This is a genomic window from Mesorhizobium sp. LCM 4577, from assembly GCF_001854795.2.
Taxonomy (GTDB): domain Bacteria; phylum Pseudomonadota; class Alphaproteobacteria; order Rhizobiales; family Rhizobiaceae; genus Mesorhizobium; species Mesorhizobium plurifarium.
In genome coordinates, this window is the sequence record NZ_MDDU01000011.1 from 20,704 (window position 1) to 35,116 (window position 14,413).

General features: G+C 64.4%; 15 protein-coding genes. All 15 read left to right on the forward strand.

Annotation, left to right across the window (positions count from 1 at the left end):
* The first annotated feature begins 5 nt into the window (after nt 1-5).
* The 15 genes from ybeY to truB all read left to right on the forward strand — a co-directional run bounded on the left by ybeY (nt 6) and on the right by truB (nt 14,338).
* Nucleotides 6-503, forward strand: coding sequence for an rRNA maturation RNase YbeY (gene ybeY / locus LCM4577_RS13915; protein WP_071071784.1), 498 nt, complete (start codon nt 6-8; stop codon nt 501-503).
* A gap of 27 nt (nt 504-530) precedes the next feature.
* On the forward strand, nt 531-1,607 hold the full coding sequence (locus tag LCM4577_RS13920; RefSeq protein WP_040986248.1) for a hemolysin family protein: 1,077 nt from the start codon (nt 531-533) through the stop codon (nt 1,605-1,607).
* Nucleotides 1,608-1,619: 12 nt separating this feature from the next.
* Nucleotides 1,620-2,090, forward strand: a complete 471-nt coding sequence (locus LCM4577_RS13925) for a VOC family protein (RefSeq protein WP_040985953.1) — start codon at nt 1,620-1,622, stop codon at nt 2,088-2,090.
* 97 nt (nt 2,091-2,187) lie between these two features.
* On the forward strand, nt 2,188-3,774 hold the full coding sequence (gene lnt / locus LCM4577_RS13930; RefSeq protein ID WP_071071786.1) for an apolipoprotein N-acyltransferase: 1,587 nt from the start codon (nt 2,188-2,190) through the stop codon (nt 3,772-3,774).
* A gap of 140 nt (nt 3,775-3,914) precedes the next feature.
* A complete protein-coding gene (locus LCM4577_RS13935; RefSeq protein WP_040985949.1) occupies nt 3,915-4,337 on the forward strand; it encodes a helix-turn-helix domain-containing protein in 423 nt (140 codons plus the stop codon).
* A 167-nt stretch (nt 4,338-4,504) separates the two neighbouring features.
* Entirely contained in the window at nt 4,505-5,770 is a 1,266-nt protein-coding gene (gene metK / locus LCM4577_RS13940; protein WP_040985947.1) for a methionine adenosyltransferase, read from the forward strand.
* Nucleotides 5,767-6,477, forward strand: a complete 711-nt coding sequence (locus LCM4577_RS13945; RefSeq protein WP_071071788.1) for a tRNA (guanosine(46)-N(7))-methyltransferase TrmB — start codon at nt 5,767-5,769, stop codon at nt 6,475-6,477. Before metK ends, LCM4577_RS13945 begins: the two co-directional genes overlap by 4 nt.
* A 147-nt stretch (nt 6,478-6,624) precedes the next feature.
* Nucleotides 6,625-6,870, forward strand: coding sequence for a CopG family ribbon-helix-helix protein (locus LCM4577_RS13950; protein ID WP_116390056.1), 246 nt, complete (start codon nt 6,625-6,627; stop codon nt 6,868-6,870).
* The gene (locus tag LCM4577_RS13955) at nt 6,867-7,154 is read left to right on the forward strand and encodes a type II toxin-antitoxin system mRNA interferase toxin, RelE/StbE family (protein WP_071033456.1); all 288 of its coding nucleotides are present in this window, start codon (nt 6,867-6,869) and stop codon (nt 7,152-7,154) included. The genes LCM4577_RS13950 and LCM4577_RS13955 overlap by 4 nt, the downstream gene beginning before the upstream one ends.
* Nucleotides 7,155-7,307: 153 nt before the next feature.
* Entirely contained in the window at nt 7,308-7,940 is a 633-nt protein-coding gene (gene rimP, locus LCM4577_RS13960) for a ribosome maturation factor RimP (RefSeq protein WP_040985940.1), read from the forward strand.
* A 46-nt stretch (nt 7,941-7,986) separates the two neighbouring features.
* Nucleotides 7,987-9,582 carry a transcription termination factor NusA gene (gene nusA, locus LCM4577_RS13965; RefSeq protein WP_071071790.1) on the forward strand — a complete coding sequence of 532 codons (1,596 nt, stop codon included), beginning with the start codon at nt 7,987-7,989 and terminating at the stop codon, nt 9,580-9,582.
* Between the two features lie 32 nt (nt 9,583-9,614).
* Entirely contained in the window at nt 9,615-10,265 is a 651-nt protein-coding gene (locus LCM4577_RS13970) for an RNA-binding protein (RefSeq protein ID WP_116390063.1), read from the forward strand.
* The gene (gene infB / locus LCM4577_RS13975) at nt 10,262-12,838 is read left to right on the forward strand and encodes a translation initiation factor IF-2 (RefSeq protein WP_071071792.1); all 2,577 of its coding nucleotides are present in this window, start codon (nt 10,262-10,264) and stop codon (nt 12,836-12,838) included. The genes LCM4577_RS13970 and infB overlap by 4 nt, the downstream gene beginning before the upstream one ends.
* A 123-nt stretch (nt 12,839-12,961) precedes the next feature.
* Nucleotides 12,962-13,378, forward strand: coding sequence for a 30S ribosome-binding factor RbfA (gene rbfA, locus LCM4577_RS13980; RefSeq protein ID WP_041007483.1), 417 nt, complete (start codon nt 12,962-12,964; stop codon nt 13,376-13,378).
* Nucleotides 13,379-14,338 carry a tRNA pseudouridine(55) synthase TruB gene (gene truB, locus LCM4577_RS13985; RefSeq protein ID WP_071071794.1) on the forward strand — a complete coding sequence of 320 codons (960 nt, stop codon included), beginning with the start codon at nt 13,379-13,381 and terminating at the stop codon, nt 14,336-14,338.
* The last annotated feature ends 75 nt before the right edge of the window (nt 14,339-14,413 follow it).

A 14,413-nucleotide genomic window follows, 5' to 3' on the forward strand; every position in this document is an offset into this window, starting at 1 on the left:
GCGCAATGGCTCCAAATCCGGAACTTGGCGGCGAAACGCCGGTCGATATCGATATTTTCGTCGAGGCAGGGGACTGGCCCGCGGAGGTCGAATTGACACGCCTCGTCGATCGCGCCGTTGCGGCCGCCTTTGCCGAGACCGGCGCGGGCGGGGCTTCCGAGCTCAGCGTCGTTTTTTCCGACGATGCCCATATCCGGACGCTCAATGCCGAGTGGCGCGGCAAGGACAAGCCCACCAACGTGCTGTCTTTCCCTGCTTTTTCCTTCCCGAAGGGCGGCCAGCTGCCGCCGATGCTGGGCGACATCGTGCTCGCCTCCGAGACGGTGGCGCGCGAGGCTACCCTGGAAGACAAGCCGCTCGAGAACCATCTCACCCATCTCGTCATCCATGGCCTGCTGCATCTTTTGGGCCATGATCACGAGACCGACGCTGAGGCCGACGAGATGGAAGCGATCGAGCGCGCGGCGCTTGCGAGGCTTGCCATTCCCGATCCCTACGCGTAACAAAAAAGCTCAATTGACCCGATGGCGATGAACGACACACCAGAAACTGCCGCCCGTCCGGACGCCGGCAGTGCTGCCAAGCCTTCCGAAAAGACGGAAGAGGGCTCAAGTCCGAGTATTCCCACCGGCAGCGCGGCCGCTGAAGCGACGCATGCCGGTCCTTCCCTCTTCGACCGGGTGCTCGGCCTGTTCCGGCACCGCAACGGCACCAGCCTGCGCGAGGAGATCGCCGGCGCGCTTGCCGAAACGGCGACCGATGCCGGCGCCTTCTCGCCTGGCGAGCGCGCCATGCTCAACAACATCCTGCGCCTTCGCGAAGTGCGGGTCGAGGATGTCATGGTGCCGCGCGCCGATATCGAGGCGGTCGAGATCAACACCACGCTTGGCGACCTGCTCGGCCTTTTCGAGCAATCGGGCCATTCGCGCATGCCGGTCTATTCGGAGACGCTCGACGACCCGCGCGGCATGGTCCACATCCGCGACGTGCTCGCCCACATCACCAAGGTCGCCCGCGTCAAGAAAGGCCGCGCCAGGGCGAAGGCGCCGGTGACGACGGCGCTCGACCTTGCGCAGGTCGATCTCGCGCGCACCATCGGCGATCTCAATCTGATCCGCCAGGTGCTGTTCGTGCCGCCCTCGATGCTGGCCTCCGACCTGATGGGTCGCATGCAGACGACGCGCACGCAGATGGCGCTGGTCATCGACGAGTACGGCGGCACCGATGGCCTCGCCTCGCTGGAAGACATCGTTGAGATGGTGGTCGGCGACATCGAGGACGAGCATGACGACGACGAGCCGATGATCACGCAGACCGGCGACGGCGTCTTCGTCGTCGACGGCAAGGCCGAGATCGACGAGGTCGCCAAGATGATCGGCGGGGATTTCGCGGCCGGCGAGCATGGCGAATATGTCGACACCATCGGCGGCATGATCTTCAACACGCTTGGACGCGTCCCGGCCAGGGGCGAAGTCGTGCAGGCCATTCCCGGCTTCGAGTTCCATGTGCTCGACGCCGACCCGCGCCGCGTCAAGCGCGTGCGCATCGTGCAGAGCCAGAAGGGCGAGCGTCAGCGCCGCCGCGCGGCCCGCACCGAACAGGCCTGATATCGCCCTCCGATGGCGATGGACGATCCGTTCAAGCACGCGGTTCTGGGCTCGGGTGTTTTCTACAAGGATCCGCGCGCGGCCTTGGCCTGGCTGCAGGCGGCCTTCGGCTTCGAGCCGAGCATGCTGGTGAGCGATGCCGACGGTCGGCTCGTGCATGCTGAAATGCGTTTCGGCGACGGCTACATCATCGTCGATTCCGAATGGGATGAGCATATCGCCAGTCCCGCCTCCGTCGGTGGCAGGAACACGCAAGCCGTCTATATCCGTTTGCAGCAAGACCTTGATGCTCATTGCGAGAAAGCGCGCGCGGCAGGCGCGGAAATTCTGGAAGAGCCGACGGATCATTTCTACGGCGAGCGTCAATATCGCGCCCGTGACCCCGAAGGCCATGTCTGGACATTCACCCGCACCGTGCGTGTTGTGCCCAAGGACGAGGCCGAGCGACTGAGCGGCCTGCGCATCGAGGGGTGGCACAGATAGCGCCATCGTGTGTCAGCCCGCGCTTATCCGGGTTTGGATCGGGCGGTACAGCCTGTTAAATCTCTAGCTCCCTGATTCGCGCGACTTGGGAAGCTTGATGCAGCGCTTTGCCGGCCGGATAATTCTGCTTTGGGGGTGGCGGCGGGCGCTGGTGGCCTTTGCCGCCGGAGCGCTGGCGGTGCTTGCCCAGGCGCCTTACGACTTCTTCGCCGTCTGCTTCGTCTCGTTTCCGGTGCTCGTCTGGCTGCTCGACGGCGCCACGGGCGAGGCTTCCGACGGCTGGTTCCGGCGTCTGAGGCCGGCTTTCGCCACCGGCTGGTGGTTCGGCTTCGGCTATTTCCTCGCCGGCCTGTGGTGGATCGGCCAGGCCTTGCTGGTCGAGGCCGACAGCTTCGCCTGGGCATTGCCCTTCGCCGTTGTCGGCATCCCCTTCGCGCTGGCTTTCTTCTACGGCTTTGCCACCGTGGTGGCGCGGCTGTTCTGGAGCAGCGACATCGGCCGCATCGCCGCCCTTGCCTTCGGCTTCGGCCTTGCCGAGTGGCTGCGCGACTTCCTCTTCACAGGTTTTCCCTGGAACGCCGTAGGCTACGCGGCGATGCCGGTGCCGCTCCTGATGCAGAGCGTGTCGGTGACCGGGATGATCGGCATGAACGCGCTCGCCGTCTTCCTGTTTTCCCTTCCCGCGCTGGTCGCGGCGCGCCGGCATCTGAGGCTGGGGATCGCCCTGTTCGTCATCCTTGTCGCCGCCGATGTCGGCTTCGGCTATTTCCGGCTCGCCACCCCGGTCAAGCCGACGCGTTCGATCGATGTCCGCATCGTCCAGCCCGCGGTCGATCTCAGCGAGAAGTGGGACGCCTCGGTGCGCGACCGCATCTTCGCAACTTTGTTGGGGATATCGGGGAAAGCGCCGGAAGAGGGACATGCCAAGCCGCAGCTCATCCTGTGGCCGGAAACGTCGGTGCCGTTCCTGTTCACTGAGCGTCCGGACGCGCTGACGGCGTTGGGCGACATGCTGGCCGACGGCCAGATGCTGATTGCCGGTGTCGTGCGCGAGGAGGGCGGATCCGCGAGCGCCGGCAGCCGCTATTACAATTCCGTCGTGGCGATCAACGACAAGGGCGAGATCGTCGATGCGGTCGACAAGGTGCATCTGGTGCCCTTCGGCGAGTATCTGCCCTTCGCCGATCTTTTCGAACGCTTCGGCATCGGCCAACTCGTTGCCGGGCCGATGAATTTCGCCGCCGGCAACGAGCGGCATCCGATCGCCGTGCCGGGTGGCCTGCGCGCTGCTCCGTTCATCTGCTACGAAGTGATCTTTCCCGATCTCGTCGCCGTCGACGCTGCGTCATCTGACTTAATTGTGAACGTCACCAACGACGCCTGGTTTGGCGACACGCCGGRCCCGTATCAACACTTCAGGCAGGCCCAGATTCGCGCGGTGGAGAATGGATTGCCTCTGTTGCGCGCGGCCAACAACGGCATCTCGGCAGTCGTCGATTCGCGCGGGCGCATCGTCGATGCGCTGGCCGTCGACGCGCGCGGCGCCATCGACGCGAATGTGCCGGTCTCTGGGCGCGCCCTCCTGTCTCCCGACCAGCGGCGCATTAACGGATTGCTGATCATGTTGCTGTTTGCGCTCGCCGCCTTCACATTGAATGTAAGGCAGCGGCTACGGGTGAATTGACAGTCGGCACATTAGAAACTCATACTGTAACGCCTAAAATTTTCTCGAAGTCGGTTGGAGGGTTCTGTTGGGGCAGGTGGCTCCGGCTTCATATGGGCGGAACAAAATAGAAAAAGCCGGAAAAATTCGGCGAGGAAAAAATGACAGAAGAGAACAAGAAGAAGCCGAATCCGATCGACATCCATGTCGGGAGTCGTATCCGGCTGCGTCGCAATATGCTTGGAATGAGCCAGGAAAAGCTGGGTGAAAATCTCGGCATCACCTTTCAGCAGATCCAGAAGTACGAAAAAGGCACGAACAGGGTTGGCGCCAGCCGTCTGCAGGCGATCGCCTCCATCCTGAGCGTTCCCGTCGCCTTCTTTTTCGAGGACGCCCCGGGCGAGGAGACCGGCGGCGGCAATCGGGGATTTGCCGAAGACTCCTCGATGGCCTTCGCCATCGAATTCTGCGGCAGTCCCGAAGGGCTTCAGCTCAACCGGGCCTTCGTCAAGATCGGCGACGTCAAGGTGCGTCGCCGGATCATCGATCTGGTGAAGGCGCTCTCCGCCGACGACGCCGATTGATTTTTACCTATGCCACCGGCGGCGCCCCTGCCGCCGGTGGCATAGCCGGCCTTGCCTACATTCATGCCAGAACCGTCGCGCCGCTTGACGAGCAGCGCCCGGCACCGCTAACACGTGGCGCGCCAAAATCGGCAGCCCTGCCGATCTTTTTTCAAGAGGGGACACCCGTGACGCGGCAGAATTATCTCTTCACCTCGGAATCCGTCTCCGAGGGTCATCCCGACAAAGTCTGTGACCGTATCTCCGACGAGATCGTCGATCTGGTCTATCGCGAAGCCAAGAAGACGGGCATGGATCCGTGGAAGGTGCGCGTCGCCTGCGAGACGCTGGCCACCACCAACCGCGTCGTCATCGCCGGCGAGGTCCGCGTCCCCGACACGCTTTTGAAGAAGGACAAGGCGGGCAACGTCCTCAAGGATGCGTCCGGCCATCCGGTGGTCAACCCGGCCAAGTTCAAGTCTGTTGCCCGCAAGGCGATCCGCGAGATCGGCTACGAGCAGTCCGGCTTCCACTGGAAGACCGCCAAGATCGACGTGCTGCTGCACGGCCAGTCRCCCGACATCGGCCAGGGCGTCGACAACGCCGCCGACCGGCAGGGCGAGGAAGGCGCCGGCGACCAGGGCATCATGTTCGGCTACGCCTGCCGCGAGACGCCCGACCTGATGCCGGCGCCGATCTATTACAGCCACAAGATTCTCGAATTGCTGGCTGCGGCACGCCATGAAGGCAATGGCGAGGCCGGCAAGCTCGGCCCGGACGCCAAGAGCCAGGTCACCGTGCGCTATGCCGACGGCAAGGCGGCGGAGGTCACGCAGATCGTGCTCTCCACTCAGCATCTCGATGCGAGCTGGGACTCCAAGAAGGTCCGCAAGGTAGTCGAGCCCTATATCCGGGAGGCGCTTGGCGACCTGAGGATCGCCGAGGACTGCAATTGGTACATCAACCCGACCGGCAAGTTCGTCATCGGCGGGCCTGACGGCGACGCCGGCCTCACCGGCCGCAAGATCATCGTCGACACCTATGGYGGCGCGGCACCGCATGGCGGCGGCGCCTTCTCGGGCAAGGACACCACCAAGGTCGACCGTTCGGCGGCCTATGCGGCGCGCTACCTCGCCAAGAACGTGGTGGCGGCCAAGCTTGCCGACCGCTGCACCATCCAGCTCTCCTATGCCATCGGCGTCGCCCAGCCGCTGTCGGTCTATGTCGACCTGCACGGCACCGGCAAGGTCGAGGAAGCGAAGCTCGAGGAGGCCCTGCGCAAGGTGATGGATCTCTCGCCGTCGGGCATCCGCCGTCATCTCGACCTCAACAAGCCGATCTATGCGAAAACCTCGTCCTACGGCCATTTCGGCCGCAAGGCAGGCCGCGACGGTTCCTTCTCCTGGGAGAAGACCGATCTCGCCAAGGCGCTCAAGGACGCCGTTGCCGCCTGACGCCAGCGGACGCAAAGGACAGGCCGAGCCGGGCGACCGAAGGATTCTTCGGCCGCCGGCACGGCAAAACCATACGCCCGCAGCAGGCGATTGCCCTCGAAAGCGGCCTGCGCGAGTACCGGATTGACCTGACGGCGCAAGCGCCGGCTGACCTCAAGACCTTGTTCAAGGCACAGGTTTCGGCGCTGCAGCTGGAAATCGGCTTCGGCGGCGGCGAGCATCTCCTGCATCGCGCCACGGAAGCGCCGGAGACCGGCTTCATCGGCGTGGAGCCCTTCGTCAACGGCATGGCCAAGATGATGACGGCGCTCGGCAAGGCGCCGCTTGCCAATCTCAGGGTCTATGACGACGATGCCACGCGCCTGCTCGACTGGCTGCCGTCAGGCTCGCTCGACGGCATTGACCTGCTTTATCCCGATCCGTGGCCGAAGAAGAAGCACTGGAAGCGGCGCTTCGTCAGCGCCGCCAATCTCGGCCGGTTTGCCCGGGTGCTGAAGCCGGGCGGCAGGTTCCGCTTCGCCTCCGACATCGACAGCTATGTGAACTGGACGCTGCTTGCCTGCCGGCGCCACGGCGCCTTCGCATGGCAGGCCGAAGACGCTGCCGGCTGGCACCGGCCCTATGAGGGCTGGCCCGGCACCCGCTACGAGGCCAAGGCCATCCGCGAGGGACGCCAGCCTGCTTACCTTACCTTTATCCGGACATAGGCGGCAGCTCCCAGCGCCGACCGCTTCAGAAGCGCTGTCTTCGCACACCACAGCGCGAGCTCAAGCCAGGTTCTGCTCACGATACGCGGATTGACGAACCACCGTGGTTCCATCACATTCATAGTGAACCAAAGCGGAGACAGGATTATGAGCGCCTTCACCGTACGACTTCCCGATGAGACCGTGGCCAAGCTCGATCAACTGGCGGAGAAGGTTGATCGATCTCGTTCCTACGTGGCGGCCCAAGCGATCGAAGACTATGTCGCCAGGGAAGAATGGCAACTTGCCGAGATCGAGGCAGGCCTCGATGAAGCCGATCGAGGGGAATTTGCAAGTGAGAAGGATCTGGCCGGCGTCATAGCGAAATACGTGAAACCGGCCTCCGGGCGATGAAGCGGATTCGCTGGACAGAGCGCGCCGTGCGCCGTCTCGACCAGATTGGCGCTTTCATCGAAAAGGACAATCCAACAGCCGCGGCACGGGTCGTTGCCCGCATTGTTTCTGCCGTGGACAATCTTGCCGAACATCCGGCAATGGGCCGCGTTGGACGGGTGAAAGGGACACGAGAGCTGGTCTTGGCTGATATCCCGTACATAATTCCCTACCGTGTTGTCGGCGACGAGATCGCGATACTCACGGTGATGCATGCAGCCCAGCGATGGCCACGCCAGCTGTAGACACCGCTAGCCTGTGCCTGAAGGCTTGAAACGCCGGCGGCAATCGTCTATATCAGCCTCAAATTCTTGGTCGGTATGACGAAGAGTGGGTCCACCCGGTCCCGCTCTTTTTTGTTACCTGCCGGCCGGAAGCCAAAAAGCGACAGGGATCTGATGACTGCAGCGGCAAGCGAGGCCGACGACCGTATCATCCGCGAAAGCGGCATCGATGCGCGCATTGCGCTGATCGTGCAGCCGGTGCTCAAGGCCATCGGCTTCCGTCTCGTGCGGGTGCAGTTGACCGGCCAGAACGGGTTGACTCTGCAGATCATGGCCGAGCGCGAGGACGGCACGATGACCGTCGAGGATTGCGAAGAGGTCAGCCGCGCGGTGTCGCCGGCGCTCGATGTCGAGGATCCGATCGAAAAGGCGTATCATCTCGAAGTGTCCTCGCCCGGTATCGACCGGCCGCTGGTGCGCAAGTCGGATTTCACCACCTGGACCGGCCATCTGGTCAAGCTCGAGACGTCGGTTCTTGTCAGTGACCGCAAGCGGTTCAAAGGCAAGATCGCCGAGGCTGACGCCGACGGCATCCTTATCGAGCGCGACAAGGCGGCCTATGGCGAGGAGCCGACGGTGCGCGTGCCTTATGACGCGATCGCCGAGGCCCGGCTGGTGCTGACCGACGATCTCATCCGCGATGCCCTGTCGAAGGACAACCGGGCGCGCAAGGAAGCCAGGAAACGCCGCGGCGAAGCGCAAGACGCCGGCGCGGACGAAGAAAACGAAACCGAACAGGAAAGTTGATTGAGTAGCCGGGCCGTGCGCCCGGCGCGAAATCGGGAGAAAGACAATGGTTGTAAGCGCCAACAGGCTTGAACTGCTGCAGATCGCCGACGCGGTCGCGCGTGAAAAGTCGATCGACAAGCAGATCGTCATCGCCGCCATGGCCGATGCGATCCAGAAGGCGGCGCGCTCCCGCTATGGCCAGGAGACCAACATCCGCGCCGACATCAACCCGAACACCGGCGAGATGAAGCTGCAGCGGCTGATGGAAGTGGTCGAGAAGGTCGAGGACTACGCAACGCAGATCGCGCTTTCCTCGGCGCGCGAGCGCAATCCCGACGCCCAGATCGGCGACTTCATCGCCGAGCAGCTGCCGCCCATGGATTTCGGCCGCATCGCCGCCCAGTCGGCCAAGCAGGTCATCGTTCAGAAGGTGCGCGAGGCCGAGCGCGATCGCCAGTATGACGAATACAAGGACCGCATCGGCGAGATCGTCAACGGCACCGTCAAGCGCGTCGAATACGGCAACGTCATCGTCGATCTCGGCCGTGGCGAGGCGATCATCCGCCGCGACGAGCTGATCCCGCGCGAGAACTACAAATATGGCGACCGCGTGCGGGCCTATGTCTATGACGTGCGCCGCGAGCAGCGTGGGCCGCAGATCTTCCTGTCGCGCACCCATCCGCAGTTCATGGCCAAGCTCTTCACCATGGAAGTGCCGGAAATCTACGACGGCATCATCGAGATCAAGTCGGTCGCCCGCGATCCGGGCTCGCGCGCCAAGATCGCCGTCATCTCGCGCGACAGCTCGATCGATCCGGTCGGCGCCTGCGTCGGCATGCGCGGCAGCCGCGTCCAGGCGGTGGTCGGCGAGTTGCAGGGCGAGAAGATCGACATCATTCCGTGGTCACCTTCGGCCGCTTCCTTCATCGTCAACGCGCTGCAGCCTGCCGAGGTCGCCAAGGTGGTGCTCGACGAGGACGCCGAGCGCATCGAGGTGGTGGTGCCGGACGACCAGCTGTCGCTGGCCATCGGCCGCCGCGGCCAGAACGTGCGCCTCGCCTCGCAACTCACCGGCTGGGATATCGACATCCTGACCGAGCAGGAGGAGAGCGAGYGTCGGCAGAAGGAATTCGTCGAGCGTTCGGCGCTTTTCATGGAAGCTCTCGACGTCGACGAGATGGTCGGCCAGGTGCTCGCCTCCGAAGGCTTCACCAGCGTCGAGGAAGTCGCCTATGTCGACTCGGACGAAATCTCCTCGATCGATGGCTTCGACGAGGACACCGCCTCGGAAATCCAGACCCGCGCCCGCGAATACCTGGAAAAGATCGAGGCCGAGCATGACGAAAAGCGCAAGGCGCTGGGCGTCAAGGACGAGCTGCGCGAGATTCCCGGCATCACCACCGCCATGATGGTGACGCTCGGCGAGGACGGCGTGAAGACCATCGAGGACTTCGCCGGTTATGCCGCGGACGACCTGATCGGCTGGAAAGAGCGCAAGGACGGCGAGACCAAGGTCTATCCGGGCGTGCTCGCCAGCCACGGCGTCTCGCGCGCCGAGGCCGAGCAGATGGTGCTTGCCGCCCGCAAGCTGGCCGGCTGGATCACCGAGGAAGAACTCGCCGCCGAAGAGGCCGCGGCCGACGAAACCGTCGGTGCGTGAGGTGACCACCAATCACAAAGCCCGTGGACGAGATGAACGATCGCACTTGCATCGTTACGCGCAGGCAGGCCGAAGCGGATGAACTGATCCGCTTCGTCGTCGGCCCGGATTCGGCCGTCGTTCCGGACATCAAGAGAAATCTGCCTGGCCGCGGTTGCTGGGTCACCGCCGATCGCCTACATATCGAGAAGGCAGCGGCGAAGAACCTGTTTGCCCGTGCTTTCAAGGCACAGGTGACCGTTCCGGCCGACATTGGCGGCATGGTCGACGGGCTGCTTTCCAGATCCGCTCTGGGTATGCTTGGCCTCGCTCGCAAGGCCGGCGCCGTCGTTCTTGGCGCCGCCAAGGTCGAAGCCGCGGTACGCGACGGGCAGGCGCTGCTCGTGCTGCATGCGACCGAGGCTTCGGACGATGGCGTCCGCAAGATCAGTCAGGCGCGGCGGGCGACCGTCCATCTCGGCGGCCCCGCCATCCTTGCCTACAAACTTTTCCCTGAGGCCGAGTTGAGCTTGGCATTGGGGGGTACAAATGTGATACATGCTGCCGTCCTCGCGCAGGACGCGGGACTGGCGGTTGAGAAGCGCGTTGTTGCGCTCGACCGATATCGGGGCGGTACCCCGAACGATCTGGCAATGCTTGCGGCCGTTGCTGACGAAGATGATGCCGCAGAGGATATGGAATGAGCGATACGAAATCGGGCGACGACAAGACGTTGAGCGTTACGCCGAAGAAGACCTTGACGCTGAAGCGCCCCGGCCTCGAGCAGGGCACCGTGCGCCAGAATTTCTCGCACGGCCGCACCAAGTCGGTCGTCGTGGAGACCAAGAAGCGCAAGTTCTCGCTGCCGGGCGACAAGCCGGAGCCGGCGGCGCCGTCTGTCTTCACGCCGAAGCCCGCCGCTCCTGTCGCCGCCGCGCCTGCCGTGCAGGAAGCGCCCAAGGCGCCGCCCCCGCAGCCGGAGCGTTCCGGCATGGTTCTGAACGAACTCTCGCGCGGCGAGATGGAAGCGCGCCGCAGGGCGCTGGAAGGCTCCAAGGCCCGCGAGGCCGAGGATCGCCTGCGCGCTCAGGAAGATGCCAAGCGCCGCGCCGAGGAAGAGGAACGCCGCAAGCGCGAGCGTGACGAATCCGCGCGCCGTCAGGCCGAGGAGGAAGCGCGCCTGCAGGCCGAGGCCGAGTCGCGGCGCCGTGCCGAGGAAGAGGCTCGCCGGCGCGCGCCGCAGGCTGCCGACGTCGCGACGGCCGATGACGAGGAAGAGGCAAAGCCGAGGCGCACGGGTGCCGGTGCTGGAGCCAGCGCGCCGCCGCGCCGTCTTGCGACGCCCGAAGTGGCTCGCCCGGCCAAGCCGACCAAGGGCGAGGAAGATCGCCGCCGCGGCAAGCTGACGCTGAACTCGGCGCTGTCGGATGACGACGCGCGCGGCCGCTCGCTGTCGTCGATGCGTCGCCGCCAGGAAAAATTCAAACGCGCGCTGCACAATGAGCCGCGCGAGAAAGTCATGCGCGAAGTGATCCTGCCCGAAACCATCACCATCCAGGAGTTGGCGCAGCGCATGTCCGAGCGCGCCGTGGACGTGGTCAAGTTCTTCATGAAGCAGGGCCAGATCCTGAAACCGGGCGACGTCATCGACGCCGACACGGCCGAGCTGGTGGCTTCCGAATTCGGCCACACCGTCCGCCGAGTCGCCGAGTCCGACATCGAGGAAGGCCTGTTCAACATCGCCGACCGCCCGGAAGACCTGGTGTCCCGTCCGCCGGTCGTGACCATCATGGGCCATGTCGACCACGGCAAGACCTCGCTGCTCGACGCCATCCGCAACGCCAATGTCGTCTCCGGCGAGGCCGGCGGCATCACCCAGCATATCGGTGCCTACCAGATCGAGAAGAACGGTCAGAAGATCACCTTCATCGACACGCCCGGCCACGCCGCCTTCACGGCCATGCGCGCCCGCGGCGCCCAGGTCACCGACATCGCGGTGCTGGTGGTGGCGGCCGACGACAGCGTGATGCCGCAGACGATCGAATCGATCAATCACGCCAAGGCGGCCGGCGTGCCGATCATCGTGGCCATCAACAAGATCGACAAGCGCGACGCCGACCCGCAGAAGGTACGGACCGAGCTGCTGCGCCACGAAGTGTTCGTGGAATCGATGGGCGGCGAGGTGCTGGACGTCGAGGTTTCGGCGACCAAGGGCACCAATCTCGACAAGCTCTTGGAAGCGATCCTGCTGCAGGCCGAAGTCCTCGACCTCAAGGCCAACCCGGACCGCACCGCCGAAGGCGCGGTCATCGAGGCGCAGTTGGACAAGGGCCGTGGCCCCGTCGCCACCGTGCTGGTGCAGACCGGCACGCTGATGCCGGGCGACATCATCGTCGCCGGCAACGAATGGGGCCGTGTGCGTGCGCTCGTCAACGATCGCGGCGAGCATGTGCCGGAAGYGCCGCCGGCAATGCCGGTCGAGGTGCTTGGYCTCCAGGGCACGCCCCAGGCGGGCGACCGCTTCGCCGTCGTCAACAACGAGGCGCGCGCCCGCGAGATCACCGAATACCGTCAGCGCCTGGCCCGCGACAAGGCAGTGGCCAGGCATGCCGGCCAGCGCGGCTCGCTCGAGCAGATGATGTCGCAGTTGCAGACGAGCGGGCTGAAGGAATTCCCGCTGGTCATCAAGGGCGACGTGCAGGGTTCGATCGAGGCGATCAATGCCGCCCTTGAAAAGCTCGGCAATGACGAGGTCAGGGTACGCATCGTCCATTCGGGCGCCGGCGGCATCACCGAAAGCGACGTTTCGCTGGCCGAGACGTCCGGAGCGGCGATCATCGGCTTCAACGTCCGCGCCAACGCGCAGGCGCGCACCGCGGCGACCGCCGCGGGCATCGAGATCCGCTACTACTCGATCATCTACAACCTCGTCGATGACGTGAAGGCGGCCCTTTCTGGCATGCTTTCGCCGGAACGGCGCGAGACCTTCATCGGCAATGCCGAGATCCTCGAGATCTTCGACATCTCGAAGGTCGGCAAGATCGCCGGCTGCCGCGTCACCGAAGGCAAGGTCGAGCGTGGTGCGGGCGTGCGCCTGATCCGCGACAACGTCGTCGTCCACGAAGGCACGCTGAAGACGCTCAAGCGCTTCAAGGATGAGGTTTCGGAAGTGCCGGCCGGCCAGGAATGCGGCATGGCCTTCCAGAACTACGAGGACATGCGCGCCGGCGACGTCATCGAGTGCTTCCGCGTCGAGATGGTGAGCAGGACCCTCTAAATTCAGGTATACTTGCCGGAATGAAACGGGCGGCGGCCGCAAGGCTGCCGCCCATACCCCTTGTGCATTTGAGACATGCCGCGCGGTCCCATCCCGCGCTCCACGATTTCAGGACCGAAGAAAATGTCCCGTTCGACACAATCAGGCCCCTCCCAGCGCATGCTGCGCGTCGGCGAGCAGGTGCGCCACGCCCTTTCCGAGACCTTGCAGCGCGGCGAGGTCATCGATCCGGTGATCGAAAACAGCGTCGTCTCGGTTTCCGAGGTGCGCATGTCGCCCGACCTCAAGATCGCCACCGCCTTCGTCTCGCCGCTTGGCGCCGGCGACGACAACGCCGTGGTCGAGGCGCTCAACAGGCATGCGAAATTCATCCGCGGCCGTGTTTCGGGCGCGTTGAGGCAGATGAAGTACATGCCGGAGTTCCGCTTCCGGCTCGATACCTCCTTCGACAATTTCGCCAAGATCAATGAACTGCTGAAATCGCCCGAAGTCGCGCGCGATCTCGGCGACGGCAAGAACAACGACAAGGACGAGGACTAGGTGGCGCGTCGCGGCAAGAAGAAGGGGCGGCCGGTCTCCGGCTGGGTGGTGCTGGACAAGCCGGTGGGCATGGGCTCGACCGAGGCCGTCTCCAAGATCAAATGGCTGTTCCAGGCCGAGAAGGCCGGTCACGCCGGCACGCTCGATCCGCTCGCCTCCGGCATGCTGCCGATCGCGCTCGGCGAGGCGACCAAGACCGTTCCTTACGTGCAGGACGGCGCCAAGGTCTACCGCTTCACCGTCGCCTGGGGCGAGGAGCGCTCGACCGACGACCTCGAAGGCCCTGTGACCAACAGCTCCAACCGCCGCCCGGCCGAAGCCGAGGTGAGAGCGCTGCTGCCGAAATACACCGGCGTCATCATGCAGACGCCGCCGCAATTCTCGGCCATCAAGATCGCCGGCGAGCGCGCCTACGACCTCGCCCGCGACGGCGAGACGGTCGAGATACCCGCGCGGGAAATTGAAATCGGCCGTTTGGATATTATCGAGCACAATGCCGACAAAACCGTCTTCGAGGTCGAATGCGGCAAGGGCACCTATGTGCGCTCGCTGGCCCGCGACATGGGTCGCGACCTCGGCTGCTTCGGCCATATCGCTGAATTGCGCCGCATCGAGGTTGAGCCGTTCACGCCGGAGGATTTCGTCACAGTAGCCGAGCTGGAAGCAGCCCGCTTTGGCGATAAGACAGAAGCGGGCCCGGACGAAGCCGCGGCCCCGATCGACTTCAGCACCATCGACGCGCTGCTGGTCGAAACGGCGGCGGCGCTCGACTGCCTGCCGCAGGTCGCCGTCAGCGACGACGCGGCAACGAAGATCCGCCTCGGCAATCCCGTCATCATTCGCGGCCGCGATGCGCCGGTCGAGGCCGAGGAGGCTTGCGCCACCGCGCGTGGCAAGCTCGTCGCCATCGGCGCCATCGAGCAAGGCATGTTCAAGCCCAAGCGGGTCTTTGTCGGGTGATTCCGGTACAGGTCTTCGTTATTTGTGCAATTCCGGACGGAAACCGCTGCACACTTCTCCTGGAATCGCTCTAGT